The 22,860-nt window shown below is 43.2% G+C and carries 19 protein-coding genes and 4 tRNA genes; 11 read left to right on the top strand and 12 right to left on the bottom strand.

Translation table 11 applies throughout. The features are described 5' to 3' along the window. Positions 1–52: 52 nt before the first annotated feature. Together J2W55_RS19405 and J2W55_RS19400 are read left to right on the top strand one after the other, a co-directional pair. Entirely contained in the window at positions 53–3,214 is a 3,162-nt protein-coding gene (locus J2W55_RS19405; protein WP_310099600.1) for an efflux RND transporter permease subunit, read from the top strand. A gap of 12 nt (positions 3,215–3,226) precedes the next feature. After that, complete coding sequence (locus tag J2W55_RS19400; RefSeq protein WP_310099597.1) at positions 3,227–4,675, top strand: TolC family protein; 1,449 nt, start codon at positions 3,227–3,229, stop codon at positions 4,673–4,675. A 276-nt stretch (positions 4,676–4,951) separates the two neighbouring features. Here J2W55_RS19400 and J2W55_RS19395 read toward each other — a convergent pair whose 3' ends face one another. After that, positions 4,952–5,380, bottom strand: a complete 429-nt coding sequence (locus tag J2W55_RS19395; protein ID WP_310099594.1) for a tail fiber domain-containing protein — start codon at positions 5,378–5,380, stop codon at positions 4,952–4,954. Positions 5,381–5,442: 62 nt separating this feature from the next. Beyond that, on the bottom strand, positions 5,443–5,769 hold the full coding sequence (locus tag J2W55_RS19390; RefSeq protein WP_310099591.1) for a hypothetical protein: 327 nt from the start codon (positions 5,767–5,769) through the stop codon (positions 5,443–5,445). 228 nt (positions 5,770–5,997) lie between these two features. Between J2W55_RS19390 and J2W55_RS19385 the strand changes: the two genes are divergently transcribed. Continuing rightward, the gene (locus J2W55_RS19385; protein ID WP_310099589.1) at positions 5,998–6,723 is read left to right on the top strand and encodes a Type 1 glutamine amidotransferase-like domain-containing protein; all 726 of its coding nucleotides are present in this window, start codon (positions 5,998–6,000) and stop codon (positions 6,721–6,723) included. A gap of 108 nt (positions 6,724–6,831) precedes the next feature. On the opposite strand, the gene J2W55_RS19380 is transcribed toward J2W55_RS19385, so the two are convergent. The 4 genes from J2W55_RS19380 to J2W55_RS19365 all read right to left on the bottom strand — a co-directional run bounded on the left by J2W55_RS19380 (position 6,832) and on the right by J2W55_RS19365 (position 12,048). Then, entirely contained in the window at positions 6,832–7,317 is a 486-nt protein-coding gene (locus J2W55_RS19380) for a YybH family protein (protein WP_310099586.1), read from the bottom strand. A 34-nt stretch (positions 7,318–7,351) separates the two neighbouring features. Further along, the gene (locus tag J2W55_RS19375) at positions 7,352–7,930 is read right to left on the bottom strand and encodes a cupin domain-containing protein (protein WP_310099584.1); all 579 of its coding nucleotides are present in this window, start codon (positions 7,928–7,930) and stop codon (positions 7,352–7,354) included. Positions 7,931–8,016: 86 nt separating this feature from the next. After that, positions 8,017–8,985: a hypothetical protein gene (locus J2W55_RS19370; protein WP_310099581.1), complete on the bottom strand. Its 969-nt coding sequence runs from the start codon at positions 8,983–8,985 to the stop codon at positions 8,017–8,019. A 171-nt stretch (positions 8,986–9,156) separates the two neighbouring features. Next, positions 9,157–12,048: an ATP-binding protein gene (locus tag J2W55_RS19365; protein WP_310101836.1), complete on the bottom strand. Its 2,892-nt coding sequence runs from the start codon at positions 12,046–12,048 to the stop codon at positions 9,157–9,159. A 552-nt stretch (positions 12,049–12,600) separates the two neighbouring features. Between J2W55_RS19365 and J2W55_RS19360 the strand changes: the two genes are divergently transcribed. The 4 genes from J2W55_RS19360 (at position 12,601) to J2W55_RS19345 (ending at position 12,921) form a co-directional block, all read left to right on the top strand. After that, positions 12,601–12,674, top strand: a tRNA-Pro gene (locus J2W55_RS19360). Positions 12,675–12,686: 12 nt separating this feature from the next. Beyond that, a tRNA-Ile gene (locus J2W55_RS19355) sits at positions 12,687–12,759 on the top strand. A 10-nt stretch (positions 12,760–12,769) separates the two neighbouring features. Then, positions 12,770–12,846, top strand: a tRNA-Cys gene (locus tag J2W55_RS19350). Between the two features lie 3 nt (positions 12,847–12,849). Next, a tRNA-Gln gene (locus J2W55_RS19345) sits at positions 12,850–12,921 on the top strand. 633 nt (positions 12,922–13,554) lie between these two features. Here J2W55_RS19345 and J2W55_RS19340 read toward each other — a convergent pair. The 3 genes from J2W55_RS19340 to J2W55_RS19330 all read right to left on the bottom strand — a co-directional run bounded on the left by J2W55_RS19340 (position 13,555) and on the right by J2W55_RS19330 (position 15,845). Continuing rightward, positions 13,555–14,202 (bottom strand): HD domain-containing protein, encoded by a 648-nt coding sequence (locus J2W55_RS19340; protein ID WP_310099578.1) that lies wholly within the window; start codon positions 14,200–14,202, stop codon positions 13,555–13,557. Positions 14,203–14,257: 55 nt separating this feature from the next. After that, positions 14,258–14,908, bottom strand: a complete 651-nt coding sequence (locus J2W55_RS19335) for an HD domain-containing protein (RefSeq protein ID WP_310099577.1) — start codon at positions 14,906–14,908, stop codon at positions 14,258–14,260. 79 nt (positions 14,909–14,987) lie between these two features. Next, entirely contained in the window at positions 14,988–15,845 is an 858-nt protein-coding gene (locus tag J2W55_RS19330) for a helix-turn-helix domain-containing protein (protein ID WP_310099574.1), read from the bottom strand. 360 nt (positions 15,846–16,205) lie between these two features. Between J2W55_RS19330 and J2W55_RS19325 the strand changes: the two genes are divergently transcribed. The 4 genes from J2W55_RS19325 to J2W55_RS19310 are packed head-to-tail and all read left to right on the top strand — an operon-like array spanning position 16,206 to position 20,024. Beyond that, positions 16,206–17,093, top strand: a complete 888-nt coding sequence (locus tag J2W55_RS19325; RefSeq protein ID WP_310099571.1) for an alpha/beta hydrolase — start codon at positions 16,206–16,208, stop codon at positions 17,091–17,093. A gap of 4 nt (positions 17,094–17,097) precedes the next feature. After that, the gene (locus J2W55_RS19320; protein WP_310099568.1) at positions 17,098–18,393 is read left to right on the top strand and encodes a CitMHS family transporter; all 1,296 of its coding nucleotides are present in this window, start codon (positions 17,098–17,100) and stop codon (positions 18,391–18,393) included. Between the two features lie 4 nt (positions 18,394–18,397). Next, the gene (locus J2W55_RS19315) at positions 18,398–19,738 is read left to right on the top strand and encodes an acyclic terpene utilization AtuA family protein (protein WP_310099565.1); all 1,341 of its coding nucleotides are present in this window, start codon (positions 18,398–18,400) and stop codon (positions 19,736–19,738) included. Continuing rightward, positions 19,719–20,024, top strand: a complete 306-nt coding sequence (locus J2W55_RS19310; RefSeq protein WP_310099562.1) for an AtuA-related protein — start codon at positions 19,719–19,721, stop codon at positions 20,022–20,024. Before J2W55_RS19315 ends, J2W55_RS19310 begins: the two co-directional genes overlap by 20 nt. Positions 20,025–20,232: 208 nt before the next feature. Here the strand turns inward: J2W55_RS19310 and J2W55_RS19305 are convergent, their stop codons facing one another. The 3 genes from J2W55_RS19305 to J2W55_RS19295 all read right to left on the bottom strand — a co-directional run bounded on the left by J2W55_RS19305 (position 20,233) and on the right by J2W55_RS19295 (position 22,707). Then, positions 20,233–20,736 carry a DinB family protein gene (locus tag J2W55_RS19305; RefSeq protein WP_310099559.1) on the bottom strand — a complete coding sequence of 168 codons (504 nt, stop codon included), beginning with the start codon at positions 20,734–20,736 and terminating at the stop codon, positions 20,233–20,235. A 121-nt stretch (positions 20,737–20,857) separates the two neighbouring features. After that, entirely contained in the window at positions 20,858–21,556 is a 699-nt protein-coding gene (locus tag J2W55_RS19300) for a LytR/AlgR family response regulator transcription factor (protein ID WP_310099557.1), read from the bottom strand. Beyond that, positions 21,553–22,707: a sensor histidine kinase gene (locus tag J2W55_RS19295; RefSeq protein ID WP_310099554.1), complete on the bottom strand. Its 1,155-nt coding sequence runs from the start codon at positions 22,705–22,707 to the stop codon at positions 21,553–21,555. Before J2W55_RS19295 ends, J2W55_RS19300 begins: the two co-directional genes overlap by 4 nt. Positions 22,708–22,860 lie beyond the last annotated feature (153 nt).

Genomic DNA, 22,860 nt, shown 5'->3' with positions numbered 1-22,860 from the left:
ACGCCATAAAAGGTTGTGCGTTGCTATTATCCATCTTTCAAATTCGTATTTTATGTTTAACCTGTTTATAAAGCGGCCGGTATTGTCGCTGGTTATTTCTTTGATTATAACCCTGCTTGGCGTATTGGCTTTAATTACTTTACCAATTACCCAGTTCCCTGATATTGTTCCGCCTTCTGTAACTGTTACTGCAACCTACACCGGTGCCAATGCCGAAGTTTGTGCAAAAGCAGTTGCTACCCCCCTGGAGCGCGCTATTAATGGTGTGCCGGGTATGACCTATATGTCTACCGTATGTACCAATGATGGCATTACCGTTATTTCCATCAATTTTAAAGTAGGTGTTGATCCCGATCAGGCCGCGGTAAGCGTACAAAACCGTGTTTCTACCATAATTGATGAGCTCCCTGAAGAAGTAATTAAGGCTGGCGTAACTACCGAAAAGGAAGTTAACAGTATGCTCATGTACCTGAACATCATGAGCCGGGACAGTACACTTGACGAAAAATTCATTTACAACTTTACCGATATTAATGTATTGCAGGAGCTTAAACGAATAGAGGGTGTTGGCCGGGCCGAGATTATGGGTGCCAAAGAATATTCTATGCGTGTTTGGCTTAAACCCGACAGGATGATGGCCTATCATGTCTCTACAGATGAAGTAATCCAGGCCATACGAAACCAGAACGTAGAGGCGGCCCCGGGCAAAACCGGGCAGAGTTCTGATAAGTCTCCGCAGCTGCTGCAGTATGTTTTACGGTATCCCGGCAAGTTCTTTGAACCCGAACAGTATAAGAACCTGGTGATACGGGCAGATGATGACGGCTCTGTTTTAAAGCTTAAGGAGGTCGCGGACATTGAATTTGGCTCTTTAACCTACAGTATGGTATCTAAAACCGATGGCCGGCCTTCGGCATCAATACTTATTAAACAAAGGCCGGGTTCAAATGCGAGAGAAGTAATTACCAATATTAAAGAGCGCATGGCCGAGTTGCAAAAAAACTCGTTCCCGGCGGGCATGAGCTACAATGTAAATTATGATGTTTCGCGTTTCCTGGATGCATCGGTACATGAGGTAATGCGTACATTGTTAGAAGCCTTTATCCTGGTTTTTATAGTAGTTTACCTGTTCCTTCAGGATTTCCGGTCGACACTGATACCTGCGCTGGCTGTTCCGGTGGCATTGATCGGTACATTGTTCTTTATGCAGCTGCTTGGTTTTTCTATTAACCTGCTTACGCTTTTTGCGCTGGTATTGGCTATTGGCATTGTGGTGGATAATGCTATTGTAGTTGTGGAGGCTGTCCACGTAAAAATGAACGAAGAACACTTGCCCCCAATGGAGGCTACTATGAGTGCTATGAAAGATATAAGCGGTGCCATTGTAGCCATTACCCTGGTGATGTCGGCAGTGTTTGTACCGGTGGCTTTTATGTCGGGGCCGGTAGGTGTGTTTTACCGGCAATTCTCTTTAACCCTGGCTTTCTCTATCGTAATTTCAGGTATTAACGCGTTAACACTTACACCTGCACTATGTGCTATCATGCTGAAGCATGAACAGGCAGCCATTGGCAGGCAGGGATTTGTAAAACGGTTTTTTAACGGTTTTAACAATCAGTACAACGGTCTGTCTAACCGATATTCTTCACTTGTGGGTCGTATTGCTGGTCGCAGGGTGGTCACCGTTGTTTTGCTCGTGTTTTTCTTTGCGGCCACCTGGGGACTGAGCTTTATCCTTCCCTCGGGATTTATACCTACCGAAGATCAGGGTATGATCTACGCAAGTGTTACTACTCCACCTGGTGCCACTGTGGAGCGTACAGAACAGGTGATCCATGGTATACAGGAGGAGAGCAAAAGTATAGGCGCCATTGAATCTGTGTCCACACTTTCCGGTTACAGCCTTATTAACGAAATAGCCGGCGCATCCTACGGTATGGTCATGATCAATCTGAAACCCTGGGATGAAAGAAAGGAATCAATTTATGAAATTATTCATTTGCTCGAGCAAAAAACAAGAACCATAGCTGATGCTTCTATTCAGTACTTTCCGCCGCCCACGGTTCCGGGTTTTGGTAATTCAAGTGGTTTCGAGATCAGGGTGCTTGACCATAGTGGTACAGGCGATTTACAAAAAACGGCATCCGTTACTAACGAGTTTATCCGCGCATTAAATGAATCTCCCGAAATTTCAGGCGCGTTTAGCAGTTTCGATCCTAATTTCCCGCAATACATGATCTCTGTTGACCAGCCGGTAGCAGCGCAAAAGGGTATCACTATTGATAAGGCGATGTCGACCCTGCAAACCTTAATGGGAAGTTACTACGCATCAAATTTTATCCGTTTCGGGCAAATGTATAAAGTAATGGTCCAGGCTTCGCCTGAATTCAGGTCAAAGCCGGAGGATGTGCTGAAACTGCAGGTAAAAAACGAGAAAGGCGAAATGGTTCCTTTTTCAACATTTATAAAAATGGACCGGGTGTACGGGCCAGAGCAAATTACCCGGTACAATATGTACACTTCTGCCATGATAACGGGCGACGCTGAACCAGGCTTTAGCAGTGGCGACGCTATTAAGGCTATTGAACGTATAGCGAAAGAGAAATTACCCAAAGGCTTTACTTTCGCGTGGTCTGGCATGACCAGGGAAGAAATAGAATCCGGCAACCAGGCCATTTATATATTTATTATCTGCTTAATATTTGTTTACCTGCTGCTTGCCGCCCAATATGAGAGCCTTTTGCTGCCGCTTCCTGTAATACTCTCATTACCGACAGGTATTTTCGGGGCATTTTTCTTTTTAAAACTGCTGGGACTTGAAAATAATATTTATGCGCAGGTCGCCCTCGTGATGCTAATTGGATTGCTTGGTAAAAATGCCATTCTGATTATTGAGTTTGCCATACAGCGCCAAAAAGCTGGAGCTACGGTGATTAATGCAGCTATTGAAGGGGCGGTGTCAAGGCTTCGTCCAATATTAATGACCTCTTTGGCTTTTATAGCCGGGCTTATCCCTTTGTGCGTAGCCAATGGTGCAGGAGCCATGGGTAACCGGTCTATAGGTACCGCCGCCGCCGGGGGGATGCTCTTTGGCACCGTGTTCGGCCTCATTCTCATACCCGGACTTTATGTGCTTTTTGCCAAAATATCCACTAAAGACAAAAAAAAGCCAAAGATAGCGGTTGAAGTTGACCTAATAGATAATTATCAATAAAGAAAAGTGACCATGCGAACGAATAAATCTATTCATTACTATATATTAATAACCGGTATACTGCTTGGTATTACAACCGGATGTAAAAATTATAAAGCTACTGTATTACAAGCTAATACTAATGTACCTGAGACATTTACGGGTGATGCTGATACAGTCACCATTGCCAATTTGCAGCTCAAACAATTTTTCAATGATAGTTGTCTGTTGCAGTTAATAGATACCGCTGTGACGGCTAATTTCGATATTCAATCGGCCCTGCAGAGAGTAGAGATAGCAGGTACCGATCTGCGATACAGCCGGTCATGGCTTATGCCCTCTGTTGAATTTAACGCAACCGCCGGGCTGGAAAAATATGGTGATTATACGATGAATGGCGTAGGGAATTATGATACCAATTTATCGCCTAATATTAACGGAAAACAACACATCCCCAATCCAACACCCGATTATTTTGTAGGGTTCCGGAGCTCATGGGAGATTGATCTTTGGGGGAAACTACGTAATCACAAAAAAGCAGCCTTCAGCCGTTTCCTGGCCAGCAGAAGTGCCTATAAACTGGCGGTTACCTCGCTTACTGCTCAAATAGCAACCCTTTACTATCAGTTGCTGGCTCTGGATAATGAACAGCAGGTCATTGAAAAGAATATCACTTTGCAGAATAACGCGCTCGAGATCATTAAGATCCAGAAACTCGGCGGTCGTGCAACTGAGCTGGCAGTGCAACAATTTCAAGCACAACTGGCCCGCACCCAAAGTTTGCGTTATAGCACCGCCCAGCAAATTACTGAAACCGAAAACCAGCTCAAATTTTTAACCGGTAAATTTACAGGTACGGTAAAGCGGGACAGTTCTATATCTGCGCTTAAGGTTCCGGGGTTACTCAATGCGGGTATTCCGGCCCAGCTATTGCTTAACCGGCCCGATATTAGACAGGCCGAACTTGAATTGACTGCAATGAACGCAGATATTAATGCGGCGCGCAAGGCTTTTTTACCGTCTCTTACCGTATCTCCCTATGTGGGTTATAATGCATTTAAAAGTGCGTTGTTATTTAATCAGGGCTCTTTGGGTTATGGATTACTGGGCGGGATAACCGCGCCGATATTTAACCGCAAGAGGATTAAAGCCGACTATGCAAGAACCATAGCAGAAGGAAAGCAGGCGCTTTACAATTATCAAAAAGTTATTCTTAACGGTTTCATGGAGGTGTCAAACAGTCTGAAAGGGATTGAAAACTATAATAACTACTATCAGCTAAAAAAAGAAGAAGTAAAATCTCTTAAAAACGCGGTAGATGTAGCTAATGATCTTTTTTTGGTTGGTAGAGCTAATTACCTGGAAATTATAACCGCTCAGAGAAATGTACTCGATGCGGAATTAGAACTGGCTAATACCAAGAAAAATATATTCCTGAATGCCATAAACCTATATCGCGCCACCGGTGGTGGCTGGAAGTAATCACCTGCTTTCAGCTTGTAATGGCGGCGAGCAGGAATTAAAACAATAGCTGATGTTAGAAAACTGAAACGTTCGCAAGTGTTTATTGCGAACGTTTTTGATTTCCCCTGCCATTAAGATTGATGCCATTTGCACAAAAAAAGATGTGCATGAGTTTGGGTGGTTTAAAACGCTGAATGATCAGTTTGGTAGTTAGGAACGTAATGATAAAGCCTGCCAAATATTGAGTATATAGCAAAATGCAGCACCGGGATGCTGCATTTTACTATATTAAGTCTATTTACTTCTTTTAAATTGTTCCACCTCGGCTTTAAGGTTCTCAATTTGTACTTGTTGCTGCTGAATGGCACCAACCAGCAGTGGTACCAGTTTTTCCATGTCGACCTCAGGTATAGTTATCGCGCGCTGATTGCCTTTGCCTGTTGCGTACCAATAATGACGATTACTGACAGCCGAAGGAACTGAAAGCCTTACATCATTACCAATGAAACCAAAATGTTTACCTGCGGGCAGGTTTAGCTGCTTGTATTCACCAAGGTTATACTCGTAACTAATAGGTTGTAGTTTGGTAATGTAATCTAGAGAATTAAGGAGGGGCGCGGTGTTTTTTTTAATACCGCTAACATTTATTTCCTGTGCAAAAGAAATAGTGCCAAATACCATAAATAGCAGCACAGTGGATATGAATTGAATTGAAAATTTCATAGTTTATTGATTTAATTTAATAATACGAGCCTCCCTACTTAGGTAAGGCGTTCAACAATAAATTAAACCGTATAATTTGGCGGGGGAGTAGGAACAGGCGAAATCCAGGCTAAGTGGTTACCGCTTTTTTCATTTGCATAATGAATCACCGTGCCGGATAGGTACAGCTGCGGAAGCAGATGCTCCTGTTGAACTGCGTAAAACTCCTTTAGTTTAGTTTCTTTGTTTTCATTCCGTTCAGGAGCGCTTTCATCATCGTTAACTACAGAACAATCGTTTTGGCAAATGTTTGTTTTCTTTAAGAGCGAAATAACGGACACTCCGGTATTTTCCAGTATAGAAAATATACATACAAAAACGAGCAAATATCTTAGCCAAAAGATTTTCATACTTAATATTACTATGCAAACATAGTAAATTTTAAGTTTAGAAAGTGTAGTTGTAACTGGAGTATTGATGTGCTTATCTATAGCATGTTTCAAAACTTAGCTTTCATATTTATATCTGTTTTTAATGTTATGATAAATCTATGTAAAACATTAAAAGACAATAACCAGAGCAGTCATAGTCGGCGACGCCGTGGGCAAAAAATTTGGCATTTTTATTATCTTAAGCCCATGAAACTTTTGCTCACCTCCAGCGGCATATCCAATCCAAGCATTCAAAACGCGCTTATAAGTCTTTTAGGTAAACCCATCGAAGAAAGCAATGCCCTTTTCGTTCCTACCGGTATGTATCCGTTTCCCGGCGGCTCGCAATTCGTATGGAAAGCTATGAACGGTGAACTTGGTTCGGCCATGTGCAAGTTAGGGTGGAAATCATTAGGCTTGCTGGAGTTGACTACGTTACCAGCCATACAAAAAGAGGTTTGGATAAAAGCGATAACGGAGACGGATGCGCTTTTAGTTTGGGGTGGTGACCCGCTATTCCTGAGCTACTGGCTGAAAGAATCTGGCCTGGCCGAAGTTATTAGTTCGCTGGAAAATTTGGTTTATGTTGGAGTTAGTGCCGGTAGTATAGCTACCAGCAAACTGTTTGGCGAATCTTATAGCAACCTGCCAAATACCATCGCCCGTCCGAAGACTTTACAAACCCTGCAATTCGACACATTTGAAAACACCTTCGTTACCGCCGAAGGTGCCGGTTTTGTAGACTTCGCGATCATCCCGCACTACAACAATCAAAACCATCGTGATGCGTGCAATGGCAATGCCGCCACCTGGGCATCTATGCTGCCCGGTATGGTTTACGCGATAGACGAACATACCGCTATCAAGGTAGCAGATCAAAAGATCGAAGTAATTTCAGAGGGTAAGTGGGAGGTTTTCGATCAAACCCTATAGTGTTTACAGGCCCTATGCCAAAAACAATAGTCGCGGTTACCGGTGGAATAAACTTTAGGTATATCAGGCTCAGTTTTTGTTTAATGGGGTAGGCTTTATACGTCGATTTTATTTTATTCCCTTTTCCAGTTTAGCATTTTGACCTGCAAGTATCTTCCAGGTGTCGCCACGCTTTACCAGTACAATCATCCTGCGAAACTCAAACGTTTGACCCGGATAACGCTCATCGCCGTCTAATCCTGTACGTACGTGTGATATAGCAAGGTTAGGATGCGGGTAGGTAATATCTTCTACTGCACGGGTGTAATAATGAGTGGCTTTGAAATAGGTAGTATGCACCTGTTGATAATGAAATTGAATATCGTCGCGCCCTTTATAGTACGCGCCAAACCAATTTACCCAGGTGGCATCAATGGTGTAATTATCGGCCAGGCCTTTAGGGTCGTGCCGGTTCCAGGCGTCTTCATAATTTTTAATGAGTTGCCGTATCGCCGGGTTTTCTTTGGCGGTGTCTGTTTGCTGGCTGTAGGCTTTAAAGCCATACAACCCGCACAGACTAACTACTACTATTAACTTAAAACTATATATTTTCATGACCGGTTAATTAATTGGGGAGGGGATTTTGGGCTTAAAATGCTTTTAGTATATCAATTGGCGGCCCAACCCGTTCAAAGCCATGTTGTTTCCTGAACTCGTCCTGCTCAACCTCAGGTTTGCCTTTCATTTGCCCTTCGCTTATCGCTATAAAACATTCTTCCATCTTGCCGGCCGGTTGAAACGTGGTCAGCATCCGGCCAACACCTTCTCCTACCTTTGAAAATGCATGCGGTATGCCCCGCGGACCAAACACACTATCGCCGGGCTTAACGTGATGCATTTTATCGCCCACTTTAATCAAAAACTCCCCCTCTAAAATATACCACCACTCGTCCTGATTAGGATGGACGTGCAAATTTGGTCCGCCTTTTTTTATGCGCGACGATTCATACACGTACAGATCGCCGTCGGTATCTTTGCTGGATACTTTGGTATAAAAAGTATCGCCGTCAAACAGGTTGATAGGTTTTTGAAAGCGATCTGCCCCCGCATCGGTTTTATAACCGGTTTTTTCCCGGAGCAATTTATAACTCTTCGCAATTACACTGATCGGACTTACTAAGACGGCTCCGCTTACGGATAAGATCCGGAGGAAGGTATCACGTTTCATGATGATCATTTATATAATTATGGTTTTTGTTTATTTCCAGGCAAAATTCAGTACAATTTCAAAATTCTCGATCTGGATTAATCTATCTATTTGCAGTTGTAAGTAAAAGAATTTATGTCCGAGCCGTTAACTGATACGGTAACCGGGAAATTTTTCTCATTATATTGATAGCCAAGGTTCATATTTATGTCAATGGTTTTTTCACTAAAGTTTGGTTTTAACTTTCCTGTAATTTTAACCGGGTTATTCTTGCTTAGGAATGTGCAGGAATTTGCCCAAAAACGACCCAGGTCCAGACTATTGAACTTCGCACCAAGAAAATCGGCGCCTATAAATTTCCAATATTTGGAGATAGTCGTATAGGCTGATGGCTTATCGTCATAAGTTATATTCAGTTCCTCACCAGAAAGTTGCATGTAATCGATCCGGGTCTGGCCAGTTTGGGGAACTTTGATCTCTTCCTGATAATCTTCTACAATTTTTACTTGCGTTACGTTGTCATTGGCATCATAGGTAAAATGGAGTTCGGCCCTGAAAAGCAAGAAAAAAGTGTTCTGCCAATAACCATTGGCCGGCATCGGTATTAAAACCGAAACCAGTCGTTTCTTCGCATCATATTTAAATTGATACACCGAATCCTTTACTGATGGTTCGTGTATAAATTCAGGATTACCATCATAAATATTTCCGCTGCCGCCACTATAAGTATAGGAAGCGTTATAATTAGGAAAAACGTCAGTAACTTTAGCAGGTGTAATAGTCCGCACGAAGGCTCGGTAATAATAATTGGGCGCTGTCACTTTTATAAGAAGGCCCTTATCATCATACTCAAAATTACGAAGTCCGAGCGTCTGGTCAACATCGCTTGCAATACTACAGGCTGTGATGTTTACTACGGGGGGCGGAGTAGGATTATCGGAAGGTTTACCGCAACCATAAAAAGTAATTAATATGCTGCACAGGAGTAAGGCGGCTGGCGCGGAGTTTTTCCCGGACCTTCTCCTGGAGGGGATTTGCATCCTGTTGCATGTAAGTTGACTTCGAATTGTTTTCATTTCTGGCAGATTTTAAAGATTCTTGATCGTAATTTCAAAAAGATCATTTACAAATAAACACTGCCTGCTCCAATCAAACTTGCGCGCATGTTGCAAATGCTTTCGAGTTTGTTACATTTTTTTATCGGGAAGGAATGGTTTTGCTTGGAAACTATAAGTGATAGTTAAGGCCTATGCTTCAACCACCTTACTTGGAGCAAAGCCGAAATGGCGCGAGAAACTGGCCGAAAAGCTGGCCGGGCTGCCAAAGCCAACCATATAAGCCACCTCAGATACCGTTGCAACACGACGTTCTAAAAGGTCATAGGCATATTGCAGCCGAACAATACGGATCAACTCGCCGGGTGCATGGCCAATAAGACCCTTGAGTTTACGGTGCAACTGTGTACGACTAAGCCCCATATCTGCAGCAAGTTGATCGGCGCTGTAACCTTCCTCGTTCATGTGGCTTTCAACAGCCTGGCGTATCCGCGCTATAAAAGCCTGCTCAATAGATGGCAGGGCAATGGTATCTTTAAGCCATATATCGTGGTTGCTGTAATGCAGGCGCAATTGCTCGCGTACGTTGATGAGATTTTCTATATGGGCGAGCAATTCCCGCTGATCAAACGGCTTAGCCAAATAGGCATCGGCCCCGGTTTCAATCCCTTGTACGCGGCTATCCAGATCGGCTTTTGCGGTTAGGATAATAACGGGAATATGGCTGGTTTTTTCGTCCTTTTTAAGCGTTTCGCTCACTTCGTATCCGCTCACCTTTGGCATCATCAGGTCGGTAATAACCAGGTTGGGGATGTGTTGCAGACCAAGGGTTATCCCTTCTTCGCCATCGGCCGCGGTAATTAGCCGGTACCTGCCGGCCAGCGACTGCCGGATAAACTCCCTCAGTTCATAATGGTCTTCAATTAATAGGATCAGCGGGCCGCTTTCATCAGCAACCAATACTTCGCCAGCATCGACCGCCGGCGTAAATGCCATATCGGGTAACGTTTCCGCCGCCTGTACTGCAATAGCTTCGGTAGCCTGATACGGCATATCTATCCGGATCTGTGTATATAAGCCTTCAGAGCTTTCGGCCCATATCTGCCCGCCCATCAGTTCTACCAGTTCTTTGGTAAGCGCCAACCCGATACCCGTACCCTCCGCCGACCTTGTATTTGATGGATCGACCTGGTAAAAACGGGTGAAAATGTAGGGCAGTTTGGTGGCCGGGATACCTTTTCCTGTATCCCGTACCGTAAGGGTGAAGGCGCTGTTAGGTGCTTCCGCATTTTGGCGTAATACAATTTCCACCTTTCCTTCATTGGTGAATTTTAACGCGTTGGAAAGGATATTTAAGACCACCTTATCCATTTTATCCCGGTCGGCCAGTATCCAAAGGGCATCCCGGTCGGCGGTAAAATGCAGGGTGATCCCTTTTTGTAAAGCCAGAGATTCATAGGAGAGGGTGTGTTGTTTCACAAGCGCCACCAGATTTACCGCTGCCAGGTTTACTTCCATCATGCCGCTTTCTACCTTGCTTAAATCCAATAACTGGTTAATCAGCTGTAGCAAACGTTCGGCATTGTTGATGATCAGCTTAAGGTTTTTATAAGTATTTCCGTTGGGCGTATACAACAACTCCTTAGCCGGATTCATGATCAGCGTAAGTGGTGTTTTAAACTCATGGGTTATATTGGTAAAAAAGCGCGATTTTACGGCGTCCAATTCCAGCAGCTTATCGGCTTGTTCTTTCAGTTCGGCGGTACGCAGTTGTACAATTTGTTCCAACCGGCGGGCTTCGGTTGTTATCAGTTCCCTTTTTTCGGCCTCCTGGGCAAGAGCGCGGGCCGATAGGTTTGCTATCTCCTGCAATTTTACGGTAAGGTTCTGGTTGGTACGGGCAAAATCAAGCGCCAGGTAAAGTGATAGGCAAAGCGGCAGCACTAATGATCCCGCGCCCATTACAAACAAGCGCAATGAGTTGCGTTGATAAGGCCAAATGTGAAACATATCTGACCAGGCAAATACATAAACCAATATAATAGTACTTACTCCAATGCCAATAAGCCAGGCATCCTTTTGCCCTCTTTTAATAACCTGGGCCGCCGACCATAAGCCATCCGCCATACAAATAAAGTAGGCTATCCAAAAATAATCATCCCCATACTCCACCTTAAAAACCCAAAACTTTAAAATGTACTCTGTAAGATAAAATAACGTAATGCCGGTTAAGGCCATCATGCGCCACCCGGGCACCCGGCGATAATTGAGTACGTAAAGCAATAACACGGCCGACCACATGATCAATACCCTGCAGGCACTGGTTGTAAAATCTGCAAGATATTGAACCGAAGGATACGGCGTTAGGTAAAACTGATAAACCTCAATGCCATTAATGCCTACCAGCAGTACAAACAAAGCGTAATACGCGTTGAGCTTTTGCCTGGGGTAAAAAAGAAAAAACAGGAAATGCAGCAGGCCCAGTATCATTTGCGCGGCAGCGAACATAGGCAAATAATCAAACAGCTGTTTGCTTGTTCTTATTTTTTCGGCACGGTTTACAAAATCACCTATCGAAAGCTGAAACCCCAAAAAATCGGGATAAACGCCAAAGAAATTTGAATAACGGATAGTAAGCAGGTGGGGGCGGGTATCGGCAAACCAAAGCGGAATCAGCTCCCTTGGCGCGCGGATAGCCTCCATTTGTTGCGCTGAATGGCCAACCTTGCCATAGCCCCCCATGGGTTTACCATCCATAAATATTTCAGAAGCTCCATCATGATTGATGCTGATGAACAGTTTTCTGTTTACCAGCCCTGTGTCGGCTTTTACCCATATGCCAAACCAGCCCATACCCCACCAATGCCGGGGCGCATTGGTTTTGCCAAAAGTGGTATTACGCAGGGTATCCCAGCCGGCTGTAGTGATTACAGCCTGTTTACCGGCGGCAAAATCGCCAGGGTGAAAAAACCAAAGCGAATCATCAAGGAAGATCTGGTTATATTTACCAAAATCGTTGCCATGTATTGTAGTTACTCGCTGCCCGTATGCCCGGTTTACCGGGCACAATAATGCCAGGCACACCAAAAATGTGCAACACCTTATGTATTTATATGAAAAAATATGCCTCTTATACATACAAAATACCCCGTAACTGCTTGTTTCTCAAAAATAATACTTTAATTGGGGCAGGCAATGGTAAATGATAATATAGATAGAATCGCAAAACTAAAACAACCACTTGTTTATCTATTTAAAGACCCGTTGTAAAGCTGTCCGTTGCAGAACATGGCTCTTATTTTGATCTGGCGGCCAGGATGTGCAAGCTGATAAGCACATCAAGGGTAACATAAGCTGATGCTAAACAGTGCAGATGGTGCGGGCACGACTGGCATTAGACCAAAGAGAGACTCGAACTCTCAAGAGGCAAAAGCATGTAGAAAAAATATTTACAGAAATTTCTTGGTTTGTAAAATAAATGTGTATTATTGCATCATGAAAACAACAACAATACAATGCTTTATACCCCAACTGATTTATCAGAGAGGATAGGCTATGTATTGACTTAAAATATAACAAGATACTTAATCCTCTTAGATAAATCTAAGGGGATTTTTTGTTTTAGGGAGATTTTTCAGGGTAGTATATCAATTGGCCAGATTACCACATTTGGGATGTGGAGGCTCCCGGTTCGAGTCCGGGTTACCCTACTAGAGTGTTATGGAAATATAGCTCAATGGTTAGAGCAACACCCTTATACGGTGCCGGTTAAAGGTTCAAGTCCTTTTATTTCCACAAATTAAAGGGCCGGTTGCCCGAGAGGTTTAAGGGAATCCTCTGCAAAAGGATTAGTCGCAAGTTCGAATCTTGTACCGGCCTCCAAATTTTCCTGTGGTGCAACGGCAGGCACGTCAGATTCTGACTCTGAAGATCGTGGTTCGAATCCATGCGGGAAAACCTGGTTTTGAAGTAATACCTTGTTTATTTGATCTGGCTTCGGCCGGGTAAGGGAGTGTTATGTTATAATAAAGAAAATTCTTTATTTAGCTCGTTCTTTGAAAGTGCTTATATAGGCCATTAGCTGCCGCTAACATTTTACCAGCAAACTGCTTTGAAATATAGTTACCCGCACATTTAGTGATAATACTAATGTACTTTTTTCCCTCAATTTCTCCGACCCCTTGTGATCCGTATGAAAAACGGATTCGCCCTGCCCATCGGAGATTGCTTCGTTCCTCGCAATGACGCGTGGCTAAAAAAAAACTAATTATCTAATCCTCCGACTTTCCCTTAGCATCCGCCATCCTCACAATCTCAGGTTCAAACAGTATTTTGTTCTACGGTTAAAAATTTAAATATCTGATTTTCAGGTGTTCATGACTGTTCACGGTGTTCATGCAGTCGTGAACGTGAACAACATAGGCTAAGCTCAATATTCCGGCTTCTCCCTCGCATCCGCTATCCTAACTATCCCCGGGCCCAAATTTGGCCAACACTTCAACCAAATCTTTTCGGGCGGCTATCACGGTGATGCGTTTCTCAATCAATCATTGCCGACTACGCCCAATAGTATAACGCTTGGTCCTTAATTTACTCCGACCAGGGCGAATGCAAAATTAAATCGCAATAATCTTTTCTTTGAAATCCAGGTATCATGCATGCGCAAATGTCTGCATTGATGCTACCGTAGGTTGTATGAGGTTTATGTTTAAAACCATCAAAAAAAGTGTTTATCATGTTTTTCTTTAGCTCATTACGAGGAAAATGTTTAATAATTTCTTCGCGATTGGCGTTTGATAATTGATCATAGCCTTTGCCTATCACATCCAACGCAGCTCCATAATTGAGTAAGGCCACTTCGGGTTCTTTGTATTCCGCAATACCCGGTGAGGTGTGAAGCGCGATGGTATCCCAAACCAATTGCAGCGATTGAGGAGAAACTCCATAACCACGCAGAAAATCGCGGGCCGCATTTGCACCATCCACTTCAAATCGCTTATCGTCGCTGCGGTAGTGCACCGTCAGGCCCAGGTCATGAAACATGGTACTAACATACAGGAGTTCCGGATCGTACCGGAGGTTGTTTTGTTGGCCATTGAGAGAGGCGAACAGAAAGACCCGCAAGGTATGATTGTATAAAAGTTCACTGCCATGTTCGCGTAATAATTCTGTTGCCTGGCTTGCCATTGCGCTGTCGGGTATTTTTATGCCGGCTATAGTTTTACCTGAAATTGTCATTTGATTAATTTTTATGGATTTTTTTCATACTTGTTCATTTTCATCTTAGGTATAGTTATTCGCTCCAGGGTGAATGCAGGATGCAATCGCAAAAGTTTTTGCGATGAAAATTGGGGGTCATAAAGGCGCATACATCAGCTTTAATATTACCGAAAGTAGTTTCAGTTTTATGTTCAAACCCGCCAAAAAAGGTTGGAATAATATTCTTCTTGAAATCGTTGCGCGGAAAAGCATGAATAATCTCCTCGCGGTGTTCGGCGCTCAGGTTTTCGTAACCGTCTCCCATCACATCGAGGCCTACACCTGAATACATCAGGGCTACTTCGTTTTCTTTATGTTCAGCTACACCTATGGTAGTATGCAGTGCAATGGTGTCCCAAACCAACTGTAAGGATTCCTTAGGTAACCCATGGCTTTTCAGGAAATCACGGGCGGCATTAGCCCCATCCACCTCAAATCGCAGATCAGGGCTGCTGTAATGTTTGGTTAAACCCAGATCATGAAATACGGATGCTACGTAAAGTAATTCGGCATCATACTGCAGGTTGTTACGTTTGCCGTTAAGCGAAGAAAATAGAAAAACCCTAAGGGAATGGTTATAAATAAATTCTGTTCCGTGCGTTAATAAAAGCTCGGTGGCCTGGGTGGCGATGGTACTATCCGGAATCACTATTCCCGCTAATGATTTTATTTTATTGACTGGCATAATCTTTTGTTTTTTATACAAAAGTAGCCAGGTTAAAGCAGGCCGAAAATGTCAAAATCCGTCAAACACATGCCAATAATTACATGCCCATATTTACAAAAAGTGCACGATAATCCTGCGGAGATAAACGGGCATTCTTCTTAAAAAAATGGCTAAACTGATCGGGAGTTGAAAAATTGAGCTGAAAAGCTATTTCTTTAACAGGCGCGGAGGAAAACTGCAGGGATCGTTTCGCTTCGGCAATCAATTGCCCGTTAATGAGGTCCTTAGCACCCTTGCCGCTACATCTTTTGGTAAGGTCAGTCAATTTTCGGGCAGATATTCCTAATAGGCTGGCATAATCGGCCACTTCATGAGTGCTTTGATACTGCTTGCTGATGAGTTCTAAAAACTCGCGGTAAACCTTGTTCTCATAACTGTCGAATCCTTTGGCCAGGGTCGCATGTATATTGGCTATTTTTATCATGATAATTTTCAGATAGGCGGCCATGGCGTCCAATTTGTTGATATACTCTTCTTTTGAAAATTCTCTGTATAACGGCTGAAATAAATAACTTAACTCCTCGTAATCTTCATCCCCTAAAGGCAGGTTTTGATTAGCTGATGCGTTGTTAAATAATACTGCCTTACAGTTGCTGGCGCTGGGAGGGGTCTTTTCCCAAAAACAGTCGCCAAAACTGAGATCATAACCCTGAAAGCCCGATCCCGGCTGGAAGCGTAATACTTGTCCCTTAGCAATCAAAAACAACTCATTTGAGCCAATAGAAAAAGCGCTGTCATCTATTTGTATTTCACCATTACCTGCTTTAATCAAAAGGATACGGTTATAGGTAAGCCGGTAAGCTGTTGTTTGATCATAGCACTGGTTATCGCAATATTTTATTGAAAAAGAATCTTTCAATTCCTTTTCAACTAAAGCACTGGAGATGGGGAGCATATTTTAAAAATAATTTCAAAGTTAGGCCTTCTTAGTATAGAAAAAACACATTTCATCAAAAATTATATTCGAACATCCAAGTGAAAAATCCTATGGATTTTTTTATATGAAGTTTTATTGGAAGATTATATTTATCGATATTTAAAAAATAGTATACCAATCTTTTAAAACGATTATAAACATTAGAATAAGACATATCCGCAAATGTCATTAAAATGATAACATCCCTTGTTAAAGAAGACTGTGATATTAATCGGTAATGCAAGGACGGTGTAAGTATAGTTTTTAATGCCGGATGGCGCGTGCCAATTGTTGCCAATACCGAAGAGGAGGATGTTTCAGATAATACAAATAAATCAAATGAATAAGTCAATAATGAATAGGATTTGCTTTGTTTTTACATTTTTACTTTGGTTAGGCAGCATGCATAGTTATGCCGCAAAGGTGGATACGCTTGAGGTTTCAAGTCAGGCTATGCAAAAAATGATTAAGGCCGCTGTGGTGTTACCGGCGTCTTACCAGGGTTCAAGCCAGAACTACCCGGTCATATACCTGCTGCATGGCGGACAAGGCAATTACCGCGACTGGCTCTCGAAAACCAGTGATAAACTCATTTTGCACCAGCTTGCTGATCAGTATAACTTTATTGTTGTTACCCCCGATGCGGGGCTCTCAAGCTATTATTTTGACAGCCCACTTGATAAAAGCAGTCAGTATGAAACTTTTGTGGCTAAAGAACTGATAGAGAAAATAGACGGTACCTACCGCACAATAAAGGATAGAAAGGGGCGGGTGATAGCCGGCCTGTCTATGGGAGGGCATGGTGCTATGTATATTTCTGCGCGCCATCCCGAATTGTATTGTGCCGCAGGGAGCATGAGTGGAGTGATGAATATCAATACGGCTACCTGGAACGTCCCACCCGACTTTGCCAAGTCACGTGACAATAACTTTGTACGCCTGCTTGGCCCGCCAAAAGATCCGGCAAATCCTTATCGGGAATATTCCGTTGTCGGCATGATTGACAAAATGAAGGTTAATGACGTGAAGCTCATTTTCGATTGCGGGACTGATGATATCATGATCAGACCGAACCGTGAATTACATCAGTTATTGTTAGATAACGGAACGCCGCATGATTATATAGAGCGGCCTGGTAAACATGAGTGGCCATATTGGAGCAACGCGATATCCTACCAGTTCCTTTTCTTTCAAAAGGTGTTTTTAGCTAACGGTACCCTACATTAAGAATATGTTATCCATACTGGGATTTTTAACCATTATCGTTTTTTTATCACTGATTCTGACGAGGCGGCTTTCAGTCCTGCTTTCACTCATCATTGTACCGGTCGTTTTTGCGCTTATCGGCGGGTTCGGTCCTAAGGAAATAGGCGAAATGATATTGACTGGGATTAGACAGGTTGCGCCTACTGGCATATTGCTTGTATTTGCGGTATTATACTTTGCAATTATGATCGATACGGGTTTGTTTGATCCTATCATTAAAGGAATTATTAATCTGGCAAAAGGCGATCCGCTTAAGATTACATTGGGTACCGCCATATTGACAATGCTGGTTCATTTGGATGGAGATGGAACAGCCACTTTTATGATCACCATAACAGCCTTGTTGCCGATATATAAAAGATTGGGGATGAATAAACTCATTCTGCCTTGTATAGTAGCCTTAAGCGCCGGTGTCATGCACCTGGTTCCCTGGTCTGGTACGTTGGCAAGGGCGCTTAATGTGATGAAAACCGATCCCGCTCACCTGCTAATTCCTGTTCTCCCGGCCATGGCATTCGGTATACTATGGGTATTGGGTGTCGCTTACTGGTTGGGCCGGCAGGAGCGTGGTCGTTTGGGGATTGTACATCTGGATTATGATCATCAGCGCGAGCTTTCTGAAAATCAGAGGCAAATACGACGTCCGCAATTATTTTGGTTCAATGCTATATTCACCCTATTGTTGATCGCGACCCTCATCTTGGGCTTGGTTCCTCCCGCTGCTCTTTTTATTATGGGTTTTGCGATTGCCTTATTGGTCAACTATCCATCTCAGGCAGAGCAACGAAAAAGATTGCAGGATCATGCCGCAAATGTATTTTCCGTTTCGGTCATTATTTTCGCAGCAGGAGTATTCTCTGGTATCCTTTTAGGTACAAAAATGATTGATGCCATGGCGCTGTCTATGGTTGCTGTTATTCCTAAAGAACATGCAGGCTATTTGCCTGCACTGGTGGGTGTAACCGGGATGCCGCTAAGTTTGGTATTTACACCAGATGCGTATTATTTCGGTGTTATTCCTGTTTTGAAAACGGCGGCCACGCATTATGGATTAAATAGCATTGAAATAGGTAGGGCAGCTATATTAGGCCAGATGACAACTGGCTTTCCCTTAAGCCCTTTAACGGCTTCTACCTTTGTCCTGGTCGGCTTGTCCGAAGTGGAATTGGCAGATCATCAGAAGTTCACTTTTAAATGGGCCTTGGGAACAACACTTATTATGACGTTTATCGCAATATTAACCGGGGCTATTCATATATAAAACTATGCAAAAAAATAAAATCAGGATAGGCTGCGGCGCCGGATTTTCAGGAGACAGGATTGAACCCGCCGTGATTTTAGCAGAACAGGGGGCGCTTGATTATCTGGTATTGGAATGCCTTGCTGAACGTACCATCGCACTGGCTCAAAAAAGAAGGGCGGCTGATCCTGCGCAGGGATACGATCCTCTTTTGGAGCGTCGGATTGAGTTGCTATTGCCCGTTCTTAAAAAGAATAAGGTACGCCTGATCACAAATATGGGCGCTGCAAATCCTGTTGCGGCTGCCGATAAAATTATTGGGATAGCCAAAAAACTGGGCATTTCTATAAAGGTAGCAGCGATTACGGGTGATGATGTTCTGGAACATTTTACCGGCGACGAGATCGCTATGGAAACCGGGAAACCCATTTCCTCCTCCGGCCGGCTTTTGTCCGCAAACGCTTATCTTGGAGCGGATGCTTTGTTGCCGGCTTTACAGTCTGATGCTGAAATTATTATCACCGGACGCGTTGCCGATCCTTCTTTATTTGTTGCCCCGCTGGTGCATGAGTTTGGCTGGTCTTTAGAAGATTCGCAGATTATAGGCAAGGCAACAGTGACAGGGCATTTACTGGAATGCGCGGGACAAATTACCGGAGGATATTTTGCCGACCCGATTAAAAAGCCGGTGGATAATATGAGTACCCTGGGTCATCCATTTGCCGATGTTTACGCTGATGGAAGCTGCATCATCAGCAAGGTTGAAGGTACCGGTGGAAGTATTACCCTGGCGACAGCCAAGGAACAATTACTATATGAGGTTATCGACCCGCATGCCTATTTTACACCGGACGTTATAGCAGATTTTACTACTGTAAGTTTACGGCAAACAGCCGTAAATTTAATAGAAGTGAATGGCGGCGGCGGTCATATAAAGCCACAGTTATTAAAAGTAAGCATTGGATATAAAGCGGGTTTTATAGGCGAAGGAGAGATAACCTATGCGGGTGCCCATGCACTGGAACGTGCGCAGCTGGCCGCAGATATCATCAAACAAAGATTAAAGGATAGATTTCCAACGCTCAGGGTTGACTATATAGGGCATACTTCGGTTCATCCTGCTTATTTGGGTAAAGACAATAAACCCTACGAGATCAGGCTTCGGGTGGCTGGGAAAGGACTTCATGAACGAGAAGCTGCGATTATTGGCGAGGAAGTAGAGGCACTTTATACCAATGGCCCCGCTGGAGGCGGCGGTGTACGAAAGTACACCAATGAAGTGATTGGGATTGTATCCGCATTGATTGACAGGAATAAAATACATACAACAGTAATCTTAAAAGAATATGAGCACAAGGCTTTATGATATAGCGCATAGTCGAGCCGGAGACAAAGGTAATACGCTTATTTTGTCACTGATTCCGTATGACGAAAAGGATTATGATTTATTATGTGAACGAGTAACAGCCGAAAAAGTGCGTCATCATTTCAAAGATATCGTGAAAGGGGAGGTGGTTCGTTACGAAATGCCCAATATTCATGCGTTGCAGTTTGTATGTAACCAGGCATTGTCAGGAGGCGTTACCACATCTTTGGTGATGGATACCCATGGTAAGACATTAAGCTATGCTTTATTGGAAATGGAGATATGATCAGTTCTTTCATCCTCTTTAATTCCCCACAGCCAGCGCCTCATATTTTTATGCCATAAAATAGAATGGTTAAATTCTCAAAAACTGCGCCCTGTCGTTGTTGTATTATAAAGAACGGAAGAATTTGTTAACTACCTGCCATTTCAAATCAAAATGCCCGCAACGCTCGGGTTTTTAGCCTGTGGCCGGTGTTACATTGCACCATTCCTTATCCAAAACTTTTATCGTCTGCCGATGGGCCGTAGATAGATGGCACGTCGATATCATTCAGGCGCATGTAAACGGTGAGTTGCCCGCGGTGGTGTACCCAATGGTTTAAGGTAGAGCCCAGCGTATCGTGTTTAGTAGAGGTGAATAGGATTTGTCCGTTGGCTTTCAGGTAAAAAGGTTTGTCCATGTCGCCTTCTACTATGGCTTGCAGGGCTTGCTTGGCTTGTGCAAGGTTTTGGTGAAAGTGATCAAGCACTTCCTGCGTAGTTTTGGCCTCGATGTGTTTAAACGTGGCAAAGTCTATTTCAGGGTCACGGGCTACAACGGCTATCCACAAGGGGATCTCGGCCACCAGCAGGGTCAAATATCCCAGATCCATTGATTTTTCGTGCGGTTTCCAGCCAAATAGGTCTGTAGGGATGCGCTCTAAACATTTCAAAGTAGAGGGCACCTCGGCCTCCAGCTCTTTGATATACTCCTGGGCTAAAAATACATCGTTCATGGCATTGCGGTTTTTTTGGTTATTAACATGTGCGGGCGAAAATGGTTTCTGGGAAATAATAAAAAGAAGGGGAGACCGGCTGTGATTTTCAAAAAAAAGCGATCAACTTTTTATCGTTCAATTATTTCATTCCTAATCGTATACGCAAAGCTTCACGATAGGTACTTCCAATCGGTATCTTTTCACCATTAATAATAAGCTGGTGCACTTCAATCATTGAAATATGCCTCACCGCTACAATATATGATTTGTGTACCCGTACGAACCCGGCAGCCGGAACGAGGTCGAAAATATCGCCCATATTTTCACGGATCAATATCTGCTTGTTTCTAAGGTAAACTGTAATATAGTTGCCATCCTTTTCTAAGTACAAAATATCAACCACCCTAACCTGGTAAGTTTGCGAGCCGCTTTTGATAAACACCGTTGCTGCATCATCATCACCGACAGGGGTACTTTTTTTGGCAGCGAGCAGATTTGTTGCCTTATTAATTGCTGCTAGAAACCGTTCGAAAGTGATGGGCTTCAATAAATAATCAATAGCATTGAGGTTATAACTTTCAACCGCGTAACTGCTATAGGCCGTAGTGAATATGATCAACGGTTTTGAAGCGAGTGTTTGTACCAATTGCATACCATCAATATCAGGCATGTTAATATCGAGGAAGATCAGGTCAACCTTTTCACGATTCAAATACTCAATGGCTTTTAAAGGCTCACGAAAGATGGCTTTTAGGTCGACCAGGCTGCTTTTTTGGCAATACCGTTCTATTACCTCCAGCGCTTTGGGTTCATCGTCAATGGCTATGCAGGTTATCATACTAAATCAATTTCGAGCTTAACATTAAATTTTCCATCCTCCTCATCAATCATCAGCTTGTGCTTTTGGGGGTAAACCAATTCCAATCTCCGCTTTACATTTTCAAGACCGATACCGCTTTTATCAGCTTTCATTTTTTTGATAAAGCTATAATTGGTATTCTGGCAGGTAAACATCAGTTGCCTATCCGTTAGCGAAATGGAAATATCAATTTGCGAAGATTGCCCAATATATACACCGTGCTTAAAGGCATTCTCCACAAAGGGAATAAAAAGCATTGGGGCTACGAAAATGTTCCCGGTTTCGGCGGGGTAACTGAATCTAACTATTGCTTCATCATCCGCATAACGCAGCTTATTGAGCAGGATACTATCCTCTGCATAGGCGATCTCGTTCTTCAAAGGCACCTGCTCTGCATTGCTCTCGTAAATCATATACCGCATCATATCTGATAGCTTCGAGATGCCATCGGCAACATCATCATTGCCTTTTTTTTGCGCCATAGAGAATAGGTTATTGAGCGTATTAAACAAAAAGTGCGGGTTCACCTGCGACTTAAGGAATTTGACCTCGGTGTTGAGCTGTACCGCCTCCAGCTGAGTGCGGATCTTTTCGGCCCGGGCCCATTCTTTCAGAAAAAAGTAAGCTACCGAGAGACCGAATATCCCAATAAAAATAAGCAATACCGTATTCGATAAGCTGTTATCAGCAAACACCATAGTTTTGGTTTGCATCACAGTATCTTTCGGTATAACAATAGGTGGTGGGTTAGCCCTATCGATCGGAAATGCCCGGATAGCCGGCCGGTCATTATTTTTAGCCATAAGCAAAATATTTACCAGGTAATAATTGGCGAGAAAGGTAATCAGGAACCAGCCCGCGCTGACAACCACCCGGCCCCATACATTTTTAAAACGCAATGCCTTTTTAAATACCCAGAAGATATTGCCATAGAATAACAATGCGAGGAAGCCGAGCGTAAGGAACATATTGGGCGACAAAACCTGTCGCACATCTTTTTGCATAACCGACCCATTATGATCTACACGCACCTTGAAGTGTGAAACGGTAAGCGACGAAAGGGTATAGAAAACTCCCACCCAAAAAGCAATGTGAAGTACAATCTCAATCCAGTCTTTTTTCTTTGGCATAAACATATATCAAATATAAAATACCGTAAACAGGGTGAAAAAATAATGTTACTAAATGAGCACAGAAAGGGACAAACATTCAATTTTTGAAATCCCGAATAACAAATATCACTTTTTCATATATACTTAAATGCTGTTCATACCAAAGTTTTT

Origin of the sequence: Mucilaginibacter pocheonensis (genome assembly GCF_031456535.1) — a bacterium.
Taxonomy (GTDB): domain Bacteria; phylum Bacteroidota; class Bacteroidia; order Sphingobacteriales; family Sphingobacteriaceae; genus Mucilaginibacter; species Mucilaginibacter pocheonensis.
This window is presented reverse-complemented; position numbering and strand designations above follow the sequence as displayed.